General features: G+C 64.9%; 11 protein-coding genes. 5 read left to right on the top strand and 6 right to left on the bottom strand.

From position 1 onward, the window contains the following. The first annotated feature begins 22 nt into the window (after positions 1 to 22). From B5X78_RS17935 to acnB, 3 genes are read left to right on the top strand one after another with little or no spacing between them, the layout of a single operon-like run. Positions 23 to 310 carry an AbrB/MazE/SpoVT family DNA-binding domain-containing protein gene (locus tag B5X78_RS17935; RefSeq protein ID WP_079726077.1) on the top strand — a complete coding sequence of 96 codons (288 nt, stop codon included), beginning with the start codon at positions 23 to 25 and terminating at the stop codon, positions 308 to 310. Continuing rightward, the gene (locus tag B5X78_RS17940) at positions 307 to 717 is read left to right on the top strand and encodes a type II toxin-antitoxin system VapC family toxin (protein ID WP_079726078.1); all 411 of its coding nucleotides are present in this window, start codon (positions 307 to 309) and stop codon (positions 715 to 717) included. The genes B5X78_RS17935 and B5X78_RS17940 overlap by 4 nt, the downstream gene beginning before the upstream one ends. A gap of 54 nt (positions 718 to 771) precedes the next feature. Then, positions 772 to 3,363: a bifunctional aconitate hydratase 2/2-methylisocitrate dehydratase gene (acnB, locus tag B5X78_RS17945; protein WP_079726079.1), complete on the top strand. Its 2,592-nt coding sequence runs from the start codon at positions 772 to 774 to the stop codon at positions 3,361 to 3,363. A gap of 77 nt (positions 3,364 to 3,440) precedes the next feature. Here acnB and B5X78_RS17950 read toward each other — a convergent pair whose 3' ends face one another. The 6 genes from B5X78_RS17950 to B5X78_RS17975 all read right to left on the bottom strand — a co-directional run bounded on the left by B5X78_RS17950 (position 3,441) and on the right by B5X78_RS17975 (position 12,119). Beyond that, a complete protein-coding gene (locus B5X78_RS17950; protein ID WP_176140902.1) occupies positions 3,441 to 6,506 on the bottom strand; it encodes a hypothetical protein in 3,066 nt (1,021 codons plus the stop codon). 147 nt (positions 6,507 to 6,653) lie between these two features. Further along, positions 6,654 to 9,302 (bottom strand): N-acetylmuramidase domain-containing protein, encoded by a 2,649-nt coding sequence (locus B5X78_RS17955; protein ID WP_079726081.1) that lies wholly within the window; start codon positions 9,300 to 9,302, stop codon positions 6,654 to 6,656. A 131-nt stretch (positions 9,303 to 9,433) separates the two neighbouring features. Further along, positions 9,434 to 10,045 carry a high frequency lysogenization protein HflD gene (gene hflD, locus B5X78_RS17960; RefSeq protein ID WP_079726082.1) on the bottom strand — a complete coding sequence of 204 codons (612 nt, stop codon included), beginning with the start codon at positions 10,043 to 10,045 and terminating at the stop codon, positions 9,434 to 9,436. Further along, positions 10,042 to 11,160 (bottom strand): tRNA 2-thiouridine(34) synthase MnmA, encoded by a 1,119-nt coding sequence (gene mnmA / locus B5X78_RS17965; RefSeq protein WP_079726083.1) that lies wholly within the window; start codon positions 11,158 to 11,160, stop codon positions 10,042 to 10,044. The genes hflD and mnmA overlap by 4 nt, the downstream gene beginning before the upstream one ends. Next, positions 11,157 to 11,621, bottom strand: a complete 465-nt coding sequence (locus B5X78_RS17970) for an NUDIX hydrolase (RefSeq protein ID WP_079726084.1) — start codon at positions 11,619 to 11,621, stop codon at positions 11,157 to 11,159. The genes mnmA and B5X78_RS17970 overlap by 4 nt, the downstream gene beginning before the upstream one ends. A gap of 9 nt (positions 11,622 to 11,630) precedes the next feature. Next, on the bottom strand, positions 11,631 to 12,119 hold the full coding sequence (locus B5X78_RS17975) for a hypothetical protein (RefSeq protein ID WP_079726085.1): 489 nt from the start codon (positions 12,117 to 12,119) through the stop codon (positions 11,631 to 11,633). 72 nt (positions 12,120 to 12,191) lie between these two features. Between B5X78_RS17975 and clpS the strand changes: the two genes are divergently transcribed. Both clpS and clpA read left to right on the top strand, forming a co-directional pair. After that, on the top strand, positions 12,192 to 12,518 hold the full coding sequence (gene clpS / locus B5X78_RS17980) for an ATP-dependent Clp protease adapter ClpS (protein WP_079726086.1): 327 nt from the start codon (positions 12,192 to 12,194) through the stop codon (positions 12,516 to 12,518). Positions 12,519 to 12,643: 125 nt separating this feature from the next. Beyond that, positions 12,644 to 14,926 (top strand): ATP-dependent Clp protease ATP-binding subunit ClpA, encoded by a 2,283-nt coding sequence (gene clpA, locus B5X78_RS17985; RefSeq protein WP_079726087.1) that lies wholly within the window; start codon positions 12,644 to 12,646, stop codon positions 14,924 to 14,926. Positions 14,927 to 14,936 lie beyond the last annotated feature (10 nt).

The following is a 14,936-nucleotide window of genomic DNA, read 5'->3' on the forward strand; positions in this document are numbered from 1 at the left end:
CATACCCCAGCGGGAGCCCGCCATGGAAGCCACCGTCGCCGAACGCGGCCAAATCACCCTGCCCAAGGCCGTGCGTGATGCATTGGGCCTGACCAAGGGCAGCGTGCTGAAAGTGGAGCTGGAAGGCAGCCGTATCGTCCTGCGCAAGAGCGTGGATGACGCGGTCTCGCGTGCCCGCGGCCGTTTCAAGCTGGATGGCTTCGACAGCACCGACGACGCCATGCGCGCCATCCGCGGCCGCGCCCCGGGCGAGCCGCTGGTCGCCGCATCGGCCACCGCCGACGAGCCGTCCGGGACTGACGCGCAATGATCGCCCTGGATTCCTCCGTGCTGATCGATTTGCTGGCCGACGGCCCGCAGGCCGACGCCGCCGAAGCCTGCCTGCGCCAATGCCTGAGTGCAGGTCCGGTGGTGATCTGCGACGTGGCCCTGGCCGAAGTGTGCAGCGCGCTGCGCGACGGCTCCGAAGCCTTGGCGGTGCTGGAAGAGATGAGCATCCGTTTCAGCCCGCTGGAAGCCAAGTCGGCCCTGCGCGCGGGCGAGATGCAGCGCCGCCACCGCCAGCGCGACAGCCTGCAGGCGCGCGCCGTGCCCGATTTCCTGATTGGCGCCCATGCGCTGCTGCAGTGCAATGGCTTGATCACCCGCGATGACCGTTTCTACCGCGACTACTTCAAGGGCTTGAAGTTGATCGTGCCTGTTGCCGAACAAGCCTGAGACACCCCGTAACGCCACCTGTTTCCCGTCTTTCACCGAACACCGGAGCCACCCATGTTGGAAGCCTACCGCCACCATCTTGCCGAGCGCGCCGCGCTGGGAATCCCGCCGCTGCCGTTGACCGCCCAGCAGACCGCCGACGTCATCGAGCTGCTGAAAGCGCCGTCGGCCGGTGAAGCCGAATTCCTGGTGGATCTGATCACCAACCGCGTGCCGGCCGGCGTCGATGACGCCGCCAAGGTCAAGGCCTCGTACCTGGCCGCCGTGGCCTTCGGCAGCGAAGCCTGCGCACTGATCAGCCGCGAGCGCGCCACCGAACTGCTCGGCACCATGCTGGGCGGCTACAACATCCATCCGCTGGTGGAACTGCTGGATGATGCCCAGGTAGGCGCGATCGCCGCCAACGCGCTCAAGCACACCCTGCTGATGTTCGACGCCTTCCACGACGTGCAGGACAAGGCGCAGAAGGGCAATGCCAACGCACAGTCCGTGCTGCAGAGCTGGGCCGATGCCGAATGGTTCACCAGCAAGCCGGAAGTGCCGCAGAGCCTGACCATCACCGTGTTCAAGGTGCCGGGCGAAACCAACACCGACGATCTCTCGCCGGCGCCGGACGCGACCACACGCCCGGATATCCCGATGCACGCCCTGGCGATGCTGAAGAACACCCGCGAAGGCGCCGCCTTCACTCCGGAACAGGACGGCAAGCGCGGCCCGATCGCCTTCATCCAGTCGCTGGCCAACCAGGGTCACCCGGTCGCTTATGTGGGCGACGTGGTCGGCACCGGTTCCAGCCGCAAGTCGGCGACCAACTCGGTGCTGTGGTGGACCGGTGAGGACATTCCGTTCATCCCGAACAAGAAGTTCGGCGGCGTCTGCCTGGGCAGCAAGATCGCGCCGATTTTCTACAACACCATGGAAGACGCCGGCGCGCTGCCGATCGAGCTCGATGTGTCCAAGATGGAAATGGGCGATGTGATCGAGCTGCGTCCGTATGACGGCAAAGCGCTGAAGAACGGCGAGGTGATTGCCGAATTCCAGGTCAAGAGCGACGTGCTGTTCGACGAAGTGCGCGCCGGTGGCCGCATTCCGTTGATCATCGGTCGCGGCCTGACCGCCAAGGCGCGCGAAGCGCTGGGCCTGGCGCCGTCCACGCTGTTCCGACTGCCGCAGAACCCGGTCGACACCGGCAAGGGCTTCACCCTGGCGCAGAAGATGGTCGGCCGCGCCTGCGGTCTGCCGGAAGGCAAGGGCATGCGCCCGGGCACCTACTGCGAGCCGAAGATGACCTCGGTGGGTTCGCAGGACACCACCGGCCCGATGACCCGCGACGAGCTCAAGGATCTGGCGTGCCTGGGTTTCAGTGCCGACCTGGTGATGCAGTCGTTCTGCCACACCGCCGCGTACCCCAAGCCGGTCGACGTGAAGACCCACCACGAGCTGCCGGCGTTCATCAGCAACCGGGGCGGCATTGCGCTGCGTCCGGGCGACGGCGTGATCCACAGCTGGCTCAACCGCATGCTGATGCCCGACACCGTCGGCACCGGCGGCGACTCGCATACGCGCTTCCCGGTGGGCATTTCGTTCCCGGCCGGTTCGGGCCTGGTGGCCTTCGCCGCGGCCACCGGCGTGATGCCGCTGGACATGCCGGAATCGGTGCTGGTGCGCTTCAAGGGCGAGCTGCAGCCGGGCGTGACCCTGCGTGATCTGGTCAACGCCATTCCGTTGTACGCGATCAAGCAGGATCTGCTGACCGTGGCCAAGCAGGGCAAGAAGAACATCTTCTCCGGCCGCATCCTGGAAATCGAAGGTCTGCCGGATCTGAAGGTGGAGCAGGCGTTCGAGCTGTCCGATGCCTCGGCCGAGCGTTCGGCCGCCGGTTGCACCGTGCACCTCAACAAGGAACCGATCATCGAGTACATCAACAGCAACATCACGCTGTTGAAGTGGATGATTGCCGAGGGTTACCAGGATCCGCGCAGCCTGCAGCGCCGCATCAAGGCGATGGAAGGCTGGCTGGCCGACCCGCAGCTGCTCAAGGCCGATGCCGATGCCGAATACGCCGCCGTGATCGAAATCGATCTGGCCGACGTGCACGAGCCGATCGTCGCCTGCCCGAACGATCCGGACGACGTGAAGACCCTGTCGGAAGTCTCCGGCGCGGTGATCGACGAAGTCTTCATCGGTTCGTGCATGACCAACATCGGCCACTTCCGCGCGGCGTCCAAGCTGCTGGAAGGCAAGCGCGACATCCCGACCAAGCTGTGGGTGGCCCCGCCGACCAAGATGGATGCCGCCGAACTGACCAAGGAAGGCCACTACGGCACCTTCGGCACCGCCGGTGCGCGCATGGAAATGCCGGGCTGCTCGCTGTGCATGGGCAACCAGGCGCAGGTGAAGGAGGGCGCCACCGTGTTCTCCACCAGCACCCGCAACTTCCCCAACCGCCTGGGCCGCAACTCCAACGTGTACCTGGGTTCGGCCGAACTGGCCGCCATCTGCTCGCGCCTGGGCCGCATCCCGACCAAGGCCGAGTACATGGCCGACATCGGCGTGCTCAACGCCAGCAGCAACGAGATCTACCGCTACATGAACTTTGATCAGATTGCCGATTACAAGGATGTGGCGGATACCGTGGCTGCGTAATCAGTCAGGTCTCGCGCGAAATAGAGAACCCGGCCCGGTGCCGGGTTTTCTTTTGTGGCAGGCGGCAGTCGGGCTTCTCAGAACTTGAAAAGACCCAGCATCCCTTGCAGCGAGTTGCCCAGGTCAGGTGACAGCGTGGCCGCCAAAACGGTTACCGCCAGCACCAACTTGCCGCCCATGGCCTGCAATAGATCGGTAAAGGACACGCGCGCACCGTCTTGGGTGAACATCTGGCCAATCAACGTGGCTTGTTCCGCGCGATAGGTGATGTAGGCACTGGCCGCCAGGGCGAGCAACATCATGCCCAGCGCGATCATGCTGTGCTCCCACTCGAACGCGAAAGGGTGCACATGGATCATCGCAAGCACGGTCACCGGGCCGATGAAGGCCGCCCACAAGCAGCTTCGCACGGTCACCAGGGCGAACTTCAGTTCGGCCACGGTGCGGTCCTGCCAGACCCTGATGTCGTCGGGGTCGTGCTGTTCGCTCCAGTTGTTGAGCCGGCGCGGCGGCGGCGCCAGCGGCCAGTCCTCGCCGCCTTTGTCCAGCGAATGCCAGTCGCCATCGCCGAAAACCACCGTCAGCGGTGAACTGGGGGCAATGCCCAGATGGCGAGGACTGGGCCAGCCGGCGGGAATCAGCCGCTTGGGCAATTCATCCATGACCTGCTGGCGGATGTCGCGCGTGAGGCAACAGAGGCGGTGGGCCTGCAGGAACGCCTGCAACAGGAAATACACGCACGCCAGCAGGATCAAGAACGACATCAATACCGTAGGGGTGGTGTCATCCACCGTGACCGGCCGGCGCACGCACCAGGCCAGCAAGGGCGGCACCGACAGCAACAGGGCAATGATCAGTGCGGAGCCGTGAAAATCGCGGGCGGCGTGCGGATTGCGGCCGGGATGGACGACGCCGCCACGCCAGTGCCCATGGCAACGCTGATTCCATGCATGCAAGCGTGCAAGCACCAGCAACACCAGCCACAGGTACAGACCCATCAGGATGGCGGCCATGCCGGCATCGCGCCCATGCACGAGCCGCATGTAATTGCCCAGCGCAGGATTGCTTGCACGAGATATCGCGTCGGTACCGGCGCTGTGGGCGACCCACAACATTTGCAGCCAGTCGACCAGCAAGGTGACGAACAGCAGCAGGCTGAGCAAGCACAGCAACGTCACCATGATGTCCGGAGTGCGGTCACTACGCATTGGCGGTTCTTGCAGGCGGCGGCTCATGGGCAAACGATCGCGTGTCCACTTCGGCAGTGCACGCATCCACCATTCGACTTCCCGTACAGCATGGCGGAATGCAGGCAGGATGGTGCGGCCTGGTCGCGACGAACCCCACAGCCACAGGCTGGCCGCCAGCAACAGCGAGCTGGCGCCCCACATGATCGGCAGCAGGAAATTGGCCGACAGGGTGCGCCAGTCCGAGGCGATCAAGGTGCCCATGCTGCCGGTGGAATCGCCATCACTGCCTGAGAATTCGATCTGCTGGGTACCAGCCAGCGTGACCACGGTCATGCGCCGCGAACCGCGTGCCTTGTCCTCCGGCGGTGGTGTCAGGCTCGGATTCAACAGTACCTGGCTGGCGCGGAACAAGCCGGCGGCGTAGTCGGTGGCAAAGTTGAGCCGCCGCCTTTCCCGGTCAGGATGCTCGGCGCGGTCACGCGAAGCGGCCGCCCGCCACTCCTCGCGAGTGCGGCGTGAGCGCTCGCGCTCATTGCTCCCGGAGGCTTTCCATCCGCACTCATGCCAGATGGCATCGCGGTCCTCGCGCGTGTAACAAAGTTGCATGCGCGTGTGCGGCAGCATCAGCGTGCCACGATTGCTGCTGCGGTAGTCAGGGTGCGCCAGCAAATGATCGCCTTCCAGTGTCACCGGCAGTGCGGACGGCGTCGCCTGGCGGACCACATCCAGCATGTAGAGCCGATCACGGATATCCGTGGCCACGACCAACACGGCCCGCGGCTTTATTTGTACGGACAATTTGTCCATCAGCTGTTGCAGGCTCAGCTCGTCGGAACGCGAGGTCAGGGAGGGTTGGTACACCGGCGGCAGGTCAAGGCTGATGCCGGCGTCCTGCATGTCGAGCTCCAGATTCTGGTTGGGCACCAGCGACAGCGACACATCGCCCTTGTTGCGAGCCTGCATCTGAGCGTGTTCCGCGCGGATGGCGGCAATGTTCTGCGGAAACTGCATCAGTTGCGGCGCCTGCTTGCCTTGGCAGGGTGTATCACGCGCCGCTTCTTTCAGCAGTTCCACACGCTGCGCACCTTCGCCGAAGGAGGATTGCTCAGCCAGGATCACCACGCTTCCCGGGCAAACGCCGTGGTGCTGCCAGAGATAGGCGAACAGCGTTTCCAGCTGCTGATGCTGCTGCCAATGCACGTAACTGCGGTATCGCAGGTGTCCCTGCGCTACGGCGTTCTGCAGCAGGAGAGCGTTGCTGTCCACGGTAGCCGATGGGCTCATCAGGTCCAGATGCACGCTGGACTGTCGTGCCACTTCCGCCAGCGACGTCATGGAGCCGGAAAAGGTCGGGCCCAGTACCTGCACCCAAGCTGTGTCGTACTCACCAGCGCGGGCGGACGGTGCGTGCTTCGGACTTTCGTCGCAGCGTACCAGCTCGCCGGGCAGGGCGCTGCGATGGCCGGCATTCAAGCTGCGCGCGCGGAGCACGGCCTTGCACATGGCGATGCGCTGCACACCGAATACCGGCGACTCACCGACCAGGTACAGAACAAAGTAGACCACTGCGGGTTGGATGTCCGCCCGCTCGCGCCATAGATCCCGGCGGAACAGCAGTACGCCGGGCAGACGTTGGTGAGGGCGGGCATCCGCCGGATCCTTGCCAGCCGCGCGCCACGGCAGCGCATGGCCTTGCAGCACGTAGCCATTCAACTGGAAATTGCGGACCAGCGTGGCGACCTGGATATCGAACGAGCGGCCCAAGCGCGTATCCACCGGATCGGCCACCAATGCCACTGCCGCGCGCCAGCCTGTACTGTCGTTCTGATCCATGCTGGCTAAAGGATCCAGGGGCTGTAGCAGGTCGTTGGTGTAGTAGGTCGGCGCCACCTCGGCAGTTGTCGCATTTGCTGGCTGCCCTTGAATCGCCAGCCACAGCAGAAGCGCGTACAAGACACATCGGCTCAAGTCGACGACTCGGTATGGCCGATGCGCTCGCAACACCACAGCGAATGTGCGATCCATGGCGGGCACCTCCTGCGCCAGTTCCGGGAATGTCTCGAGCGGCCAACGCGCGTCCCTCCTGCCGCGCGGCGCGGCTCATGCCTTGCGGATCATCTCGAAGATCAACTCTTGCAATGCCTTGTCGTCATCCAGCGTGCCGTGGGTGACGGCTTCGGTGGGCCGGCTGGAAGACTCGCGCAGGCTGCTGGCGCTGGGCAGGCTGGCCAGCGTCGATTGCGGACTGGACACCGCGAGCGTGCGCGCGCCCCAGGGCAGGGTGGCGCGTGCCGGCACCAGGTCGCGTTCCAGGCCTAGGATGGGAGTTTCGCTGCGGTCTTCGAACGAGCGCGACACCAGGTACAGCAGCGAGTGGCCGTAGGGTTTGCAGGTCGAATCCGAACGTTCGGCCGCGTCAGTCAGATGCGCGATCAGCAGTTTTGCCTGCGTGCCCAGCGGCGCCTTGCCCAGCCGCTGGTTGAATTCGTCCACCCGCACCGCCGGCGCAATCAGCGAGACCGAGCGCAAGTTGAAGTCCGCGCCAATCGCGCTTTCGCCCAGATGGTTGTGCAGGATGGCGCCGGCCGAGTGGCCGATCAGGTGCAGGCGAATCTTCGGCAGCTTGGCTTGCTGGCTCTTGAAGCGCTTGAACAACAGGCCGACGCCGGAGCGGGGGTCGGAGCCGATCTTGCCGGCGTTTTCCTTCATCTCCCGCCACAGCGGACGGCCGATGGGGCGCGCCAGGGTCTCGATGCGCTCGTTCCAGAATTCCTTCAGTTCGTCCTTGAAACGGCTCCAGGCGCCGCCGGCACGCGCGGAGGCATCGCTGACGATCTTGTCCTCGATCAGGTTGACCACGGTCTTGATGGCGCCGGTTTCCCACATCAGGAAAATCGGGAAGATGCGCTCGTTGTAGAGCTTGGGCACCCAAAAGCGCGCGGACGCCGCCGCAGCGTCTTCATTGTTCAAGCCGCCATGCGCGTAGATCGCCACATCGACCGTGCCGTCCCTGCCAATCGACCATTCCTTGCAGGCCTCGACCAGGTGGATGCCGAGCAGGGCGTCGATGTCCGACTCCTGCGTGCGGAACTGGCCACGGCTGCTGAGGCGGCCGTTGTTCTCCATGTTGATGATGAAAGGACTGAGCTCGTGCGCGGCCAGCACCGGGTTGCTGGAGACCACCGCCCGACGTGAGGGATCGTTGGGGTCCACGCGCAGCGACACCGCCTTGGCGATGGCTTCGTGTTCGGCGGTGACCACGCCCAGCTGTGCGACCCAGCAATCCATGGCGTTTTCCAGCCAGTCGCTGTAGCTCAGGATCGCAAGACCTCCATCGCCCCACTCATCGCCCCAGGAATTGTGGATGATGAAACCATCGCGGGTGTAGCCGACGATGGCGAACGCGTGGCCGCCATCGGGATCGCCGCGCAGGCAGCGGATCACGCTCAGGCGCACGGGATCTTCCGGGCGCACGCGCGCTTCAGCGCGGAACAGCTCCTGCCAGCCGCGATGGCTCAGGCCGCTGGCGTACAGCGCGCCAACCTGATCGATGGCCACGTGCATGTCGCGCAATGACTTGGGGTTGATGCGGTAGTACGCGCCCAGCGGACGCTTGATGGCGTCTGTCCACCAGTCCGATTCGGCCTTCGGCTTGGGTTTGGGCATCGCCACCTCGGGCCAGAGCCGTGCGGTCGATGCGCCATGCCGCAGCCAGCCCTTGAGCGCGCCACGCAGGGAGGAGCCGCTGTCCACGTCTTCGCCGCCGTCATCGTTTTCCGCCCACTCGTCATAGCGGCGCGCCATGCTGTAGAGCATGTGCGGCGATACCGGCTCCACGTGGCGGCCGGCGCGCACCAGCAGGTATTCGATCACCACCGCCAGCGCGTAACCGGTACAGGCGCTGGTCTGGCCCTGGTTGAGGATGGGCCGCGTGTCATTGGGGTAGTGCACATCGTGCGGTGCGCTGGAGACCGGCGGCTGGTATTCCCAGTCACGCAGATCCACGGCGTCCGGGCGCACATTGAGGATGCGGTTGTTGCGGCCGATGCGCTCGGCGGCCAGCGGCGATTCCAGCAGTTCCAGCGGCGCCATTTCCGGCCTACCAGGCGGCAGGGGGCTCGCTACAAGCGACTTGGCAGCGCGTCCGGCGCGACTCTTTCCGCCCAGCCGCGCGTAGGCATCGGCCATTTTGGTGTCGTACTGGTTCTTCTTGTATCCGGGGCCGTTGTAGAGGCGGGCGAAGGTCGCCCATTGCTTGCCCCGCAGTGGCGCGATCAACGGCGAACGCGCACGACCCACCAGGTTGGCAAAGCCTTCCACCTGCGCCTCGGCATCGCGCGAATGCGCTTCGACAAAGCGGCCGACGCTGTCGAATCCGCACAGCGCATAGTTGAAACCCATGATCTGGAACGCGCCCCAGCTGGCCGATTGCATGGCCGCGGCCGCATCCAGCGCCGCGGCTTTTTCCAGGCGTTCCCACTCGCCGCGCGCGCTACCGGAATACTGCTTGCGATCCCATTTGGGATGACTGAGGTTGGGATGGCTGGCGCTGAAGCGACCCGCCGTCAGCCGATGGAAGACATGGCCTTCAAACAAGATCTTGGGGCGTCGATCCGGCGCGGGCAGGAATCCGCTGCCGCTGGATTCCACCAGCGCCACCGCCTTGAGTGCGGCCACTTCCACGTCCAGGCGTGCGGCCAACTCGTTCCACTTGTCTTCCGATACCGTCCATTTGCGGTCCGTGTCCATCGCCACGCTCCGTCGTTGTCCCTTTCAGACGACATGAACGAGAACGCCGCGCTTTGCGCGAGGCGGACAAAACCGGCATTGCGGCCGACGAATGGCGTCGGGATCGCGGATTCAGTGCCGAAACAACGCGATCACGACAGGTGCGCGTCGATCGCCTGCACCATGGCGCGACGCGAAAACAGGAAGTCCCAGTAGCTGCCGCCCAGCTGCCGCCACAGCACCGCCGCGCGCACGGCGGCCAGCAGGATCGCGCGGATCTCGGCGACCACGCCGGGTTGGCCCAGGTAGTGCGGATTGCCTTGCACCATCACCCGCGGCTTGAGCTGGCTCAGGGTATCGGCATACAGCCCGCCGAGGCCGGCAATCACTTCCGGATGGGTACTGGCATTCTGGCTCGCCTGCGCCGACAGGCGCTCCACGCCCTGCGCAACTTCGTTGGCCAACGCATGGTCGCGGATGAAACGTCGCTCCAGTTGCAGCACCGACAGCCCCAGGCGCGGCAAGGCGTCATCCTGGTTGTCGCCGCTGAAGTAACTGCGCAGCAGGCGCAAGCCGGCCTGCAATGACTGGGTGTGGCCGAACACCGCGCGCGTGTCGACCGCATCGATGCGAAACACGCTGTCCAGCGCGGTCTGCACCACCGCGGCATCGGAATGTCCGGTTTCGGCGATACGGCGCACCTGTTGCAGGGCTTGGGCGAGCGCGGCCAGGGCCAGCACTCGGTCAGAAAAAGATGCACTCACGCCGCTTGCTCCGCGATTCTTCGTTCCAGGGGGGCGTCGGTGGAGGCGATCACCGCGCCGCCCAGACAACTGTCACCGTCATACAAGACCACCGACTGCCCCGGCGTGACGGCACGCTGGGCACGGGCGAATTCCACCGTCAGCGTGCCGTCATCGGCGACATTGACCGTGCAGGCTTCGTCGGCCTGGCGATAGCGGGTCTGCGCAGTGCATTCAAAGCGCCGCGCCGGTGCGCTGCCACGCGTCCAGTGCGCGACTTCGGAGTGCAGTACGTGCGACTGCAGCCACGGGCTCTGGGTGTCCTGATCCACGTACAGAATGTTGTTCGCCACATCCTTGCCCACCACGTACCAGGGCGCCGCAGGACGACCGCGCACGCCGCCGATCTGCAGGCCTTCGCGCTGGCCCAGGGTGAAGTAGAAGACGCCCGGATGTTCGCCGATACGCTGGCCCTGCGGATCGCGCATCTCACCGGCGCGCGCGGGCAGGTAACGGCCGAGGAACTCGCGGAAATCGCGCTCGCCGATGAAGCAGATGCCGGTGGAGTCTTTCTTGTCGTGCGTGGGCAGGCCGGCTTCGCGCGCCACCGCGCGCAGTTCGGATTTCTGCATCTCGCCAATCGGGAACAAGGTCGCCGACAGTTGCTGCTGGCCCAACTGGTGCAGGAAGTAGCTTTGGTCCTTGTTGCGATCCACGCCACGCAGCAACTGCCAGTGGCCATCGGCGAAGGCGACGCGCGCGTAGTGGCCGGTGGCGATTTTCTCCGCGCCCAGTTCGCGTGCCGCATCCAGAAAATGCTTGAACTTCACTTCGCGATTGCACAGCACGTCGGGATTGGGCGTGCGGCCGGCCGCGTACTCGGCGAGGAAATGTTCGAACACGCCTTGCCAGTATTCCTGCGAGAAATCGCGGAAATGGAAGGGGATACCCAGGCGACCGCAGACCGAGACCGCATCACGGCGATCTTCCTCGGCGCGGCAATCGCCGCTGCCGTCATCGGCCCAGTTCTGCATGAACAAGCCGGCGACCGACTCGCCCTGCTGCACCAGGCGCAGCGCGGCCACCGACGAATCCACGCCGCCTGACACGCCGACAATGATCCGCGGCACGCTCATGGCATCAGCTGCAACATGTCCAGCGGATAGCGCCGACCACCGAGGAAATCCTGCACCGCCTGCCAGACCAGCGGGCTGCGATGGCGGGCCTGGGCCTGCTGCAGCTCGGCCGGGGTCAGCCAATGGGTGTCGACGATGCCTTCGTCCAGCGGACGCGCCGGGTCATGCCGCAGCGGTTCGGCGGCGAAGGCAAAGCGCAGGTAGTGGCGGCCGGTTTCCTCGGCCTTCCACTGGTAGGCGCCGACGAAGGCGGTCAGGCGCACGTCCCAGCCGGTTTCCTCGCGGGTTTCGCGCAGGGCGGCATCGAGCAGGCTTTCGTCCGGTTCCAGGTGTCCGGCCGGCTGGTTGAGCACCAGTCTGCCCTGGGCGCGTTCTTCGACCAGCAACAGCCTGCCGTCGCGCACCACCACGGTGGCCACGGTCACGTCGGGCTGCCAGAAACGGCCTTCGCGATAGCTCACGGGCGGGCCTCAATACTCATCGGATTTCTGCGGGTCGGTGGCCAGTTCCAGTTCCATGGCATCGGCCGAGACAGCGGCGGCGGCAATGGCGTCTTCCAGTTCGCCGGTGCTGGCGGTGGCGGCAATCTTGGCCACGTATACCGCGCTGCGCCCCTGCTTGACCCACGAGCCGATGATCAGCGCATTGGAGGCTTCCATCAGTCGATTGGCCACCACCGCGGGCAGGGCGTCGGCCGGCGACTGGTAGGCGTAGGACCAGAGTTCGCGGACGCGGTGGTTGCCATAGGTCTCCACCTGCGAGCGGATGTACACAATCTGGCTGCGCTCGTCGTTGTCGCCGGTGGCCATCAGCACCTTGTAATCACCGTCCTCATCCACCTGGTATTCGTAGCCCAGTTCCTTGAGCTGCCTGGCCACGGCCGGATCGGCGTCGGCGGCCCCGGCGGGCACGGCAAGGGTGGCGCACGAGAGCAGGAGAGCGGAGGCGATAACCTTCATAGGGTGGTTCCAAGGATGACCGGTTAATTGTGCGTGCAAGCCGGACGGGCGTCCAATCCGTATAATTGGGCCATGCCACGCAGGAATGAAAACGAACGCGACCACGACCATGGCCTGATGGTGGAGACCAGCAAGCCGGAAGTGGCGCCGCCTCCGCAGTACCAGGTGCTGCTGCTCAACGACGATTACACCCCGATGGATTTTGTCGTGGTGGTGCTGCAACAGTTCTTTACGATGGACCTTGAGAAGGCCACCCAGATCATGCTGCACGTGCATACCCGGGGACGCGCCGTGTGCGGCGTCTACACGCGCGAAGTGGCAGAGTCGAAGGTGGCGCAGGTGAACGAGTTTTCACGGGTGAACCAGCACCCGTTGCTGTGCACGATGGAGAAGTCCTGAGATTCCAGGGTTGTGGGGGCGTCGGGGCCGGTTGCAAGGCAACGTTTCCTGAACACTGAAATCCGGGAGGGTGATGGAAATTCACCCTTGGGGCCGCATATTGTCGGCATCGGACGGAGGCAACCATGTTCAGTAAAGATCTCGAGCAAACCATCGGCCAGTGCTACAAGCGCGCCCGGGAAGCCCGACACGAATTCATGACGGTGGAGCACCTGCTGCTCTCGCTGTTGGAAAACCCGTCGGCCCAGGCGGTGCTCAAGGCCTGCAGCGCCGACACCAGCCGGCTCCAGCACGACCTGGAGCAGGCTATCGAGGCGTCGGTCTCGCGCCTGGCCGAAGATGACGGTCGCGATACTCAGCCCACGCTGGGTTTCCAGCGCGTGCTCCAGCGCGCGGTCTATCACGTGCAGTCTTCCGGCAAGAAGGAAGTCACCGGCGCCAACGTGCTGGTGGCCATCTTCGGCGAGAAGGATTCGCACGCGGTCTACTTCCTCAACCAGCAGGACGTGACCCGCCTGGATGTGGTCAATTACCTGTCGCATGGCATCGCCAAGCAGGGTGAGGACGGCGAAACCCAGGGCAGCCAGGAAGGCGAGGGCAAGGCCGAGGGCCTGGATGGCGAGGGCAAGGGCGACGCCCTGACCGAGTTCGCCAGCAACCTCAATGACCTGGCCCGGCAGGGCAAGATTGATCCGCTGGTAGGCCGCGCCGACGAAGTCGAGCGGACCATCCAGGTGCTTTGCCGCCGCCGCAAGAACAATCCGCTCTACGTGGGCGAGGCTGGCGTGGGCAAGACCGCCCTGGCCGAAGGCCTGGCCAAGCGCATCATCGATGGCGAAGTGCCGGACGTGCTGCTGGACGCCACCATCTATTCGCTCGACCTGGGCGCGCTCGTCGCCGGCACCAAATACCGCGGCGACTTCGAGAAGCGCCTGAAGGGTGTGTTGGCCTCGATCCGCAAGATTCCCGGCGCCATCCTTTTCATCGATGAAATCCACACCATCATCGGCGCCGGTTCGGCCAGTGGCGGCACCATGGATGCCAGCAACCTGATCAAGCCTGCGCTGGCGTCGGGTGAGCTGCGCTGCATCGGCTCGACCACCTTCCAGGAATACCGCGGCATCTTCGAGAAGGACCGTGCCCTGGCCCGTCGCTTCCAGAAGATCGACATCGTCGAGCCGACCGTGGGCGAGGCCTACCAGATTCTGCAGGGGCTCAAGCCCAAGTACGAGGCCCACCACGGCGTGACCTACGCCGACGAAGCCCTGCAGGCGGCAGTGGACCTGTCGGTGAAGCACATCGGCGATCGCCTGCTGCCGGACAAGGCCATCGACGTGATCGATGAGGCCGGCGCCCGCCAGCGCCTGCTGCCCGAAGCGCAGCGCAAGGAACTGATCGACATCGAAGAGATCGAGATCATCGTGGCCAAGATGGCGCGCATCCCGGCCAAGCAGGTGACCTCGTCCGACAAGGACGTGCTCAAGCACCTGGAACGCAACCTCAAGATGGTGATCTTTGGCCAGGATCCGGCCATCGAGACCCTGTCCTCGGCAATCAAGCTGGCCCGCTCGGGCCTGGCCAATCCGGACAAGCCGATCGGCAACTTCCTGTTCGCCGGTCCCACCGGCGTGGGCAAGACCGAGGTGACCAAGCAGCTGGCCCTGCAACTGGGCATCGAACTGGTCCGCTTCGACATGTCCGAGTACATGGAGCCGCATTCGGTAAGCCGCCTGATTGGCGCACCTCCGGGCTACGTCGGCTTCGATCAGGGGGGCCTGCTGACCGAGAAGATCGTCAAGACCCCGCACTGCGTGTTGCTGCTGGACGAGGTGGAGAAAGCCCACCCGGACATCTTCAACATCCTGCTGCAGGTGATGGATCGCGGCGTGCTGACCGATACCAACGGACGCGAAGCGAACTTCAAGAACGTGATCCTGGTGATGACCACCAACGCCGGCGCCACCCAGGCTTCGCGTCGTTCGATTGGCTTTACCCAGCAGGACCATTCCACCGATGCGATGGAAGTGATCCGCCGCAGCTTCACCCCGGAATTCCGCAACCGCCTCGACGCGGTGGTGCAGTTCCAGGCGCTGGGCTTCGACCACATCCTGCGCGTGGTGGACAAGTTCCTCATCGAGCTGGAGATGCTGCTGCAGGAGAAGCACGTCAGCCTGTCGGCTACCCCGGCCGCACGCGATTGGCTGGCCCAGCATGGCTTCGACCCGCTGATGGGGGCACGACCGATGTCTCGCATCATCCAGGACAAGGTCAAGCGCCCGCTGGCCGACGAGCTGCTGTTCGGCAAGCTGGTCGATGGCGGCCGCGTCAGCATCGATGTCCGCGATGGCGAACTGGTGGTGGACAGCCAGGCCGAGCCGGAGAAGCTGTTGCCGGCCACGGTCAACTGACCGGCACGCC

The sequence above is a fragment of the Pseudoxanthomonas indica genome, from assembly GCF_900167565.1.
Classification (GTDB): domain Bacteria; phylum Pseudomonadota; class Gammaproteobacteria; order Xanthomonadales; family Xanthomonadaceae; genus Pseudoxanthomonas_A; species Pseudoxanthomonas_A indica.

Bases quoted from the DNA above. Each gene is read 5' to 3' on its own strand.
- mnmA (WP_079726083.1), bottom strand. From the start codon at position 11,160: ATGAGCGTGCCGCGGATCATTGTCGGCGTGTCAGGCGGCGTGGATTCG.
- B5X78_RS17975 (WP_079726085.1), bottom strand. From the start codon at position 12,119: ATGAAGGTTATCGCCTCCGCTCTCCTGCTCTCGTGCGCCACCCTTGCC.
- B5X78_RS17955 (WP_079726081.1), bottom strand. From the start codon at position 9,302: ATGGACACGGACCGCAAATGGACGGTATCGGAAGACAAGTGGAACGAG.
- clpS (WP_079726086.1), top strand. From the start codon at position 12,192: ATGCCACGCAGGAATGAAAACGAACGCGACCACGACCATGGCCTGATG.
- clpA (WP_079726087.1), top strand. From the start codon at position 12,644: ATGTTCAGTAAAGATCTCGAGCAAACCATCGGCCAGTGCTACAAGCGC.
- B5X78_RS17935 (WP_079726077.1), top strand. From the start codon at position 23: ATGGAAGCCACCGTCGCCGAACGCGGCCAAATCACCCTGCCCAAGGCC.
- acnB (WP_079726079.1), top strand. From the start codon at position 772: ATGTTGGAAGCCTACCGCCACCATCTTGCCGAGCGCGCCGCGCTGGGA.
- B5X78_RS17940 (WP_079726078.1), top strand. From the start codon at position 307: ATGATCGCCCTGGATTCCTCCGTGCTGATCGATTTGCTGGCCGACGGC.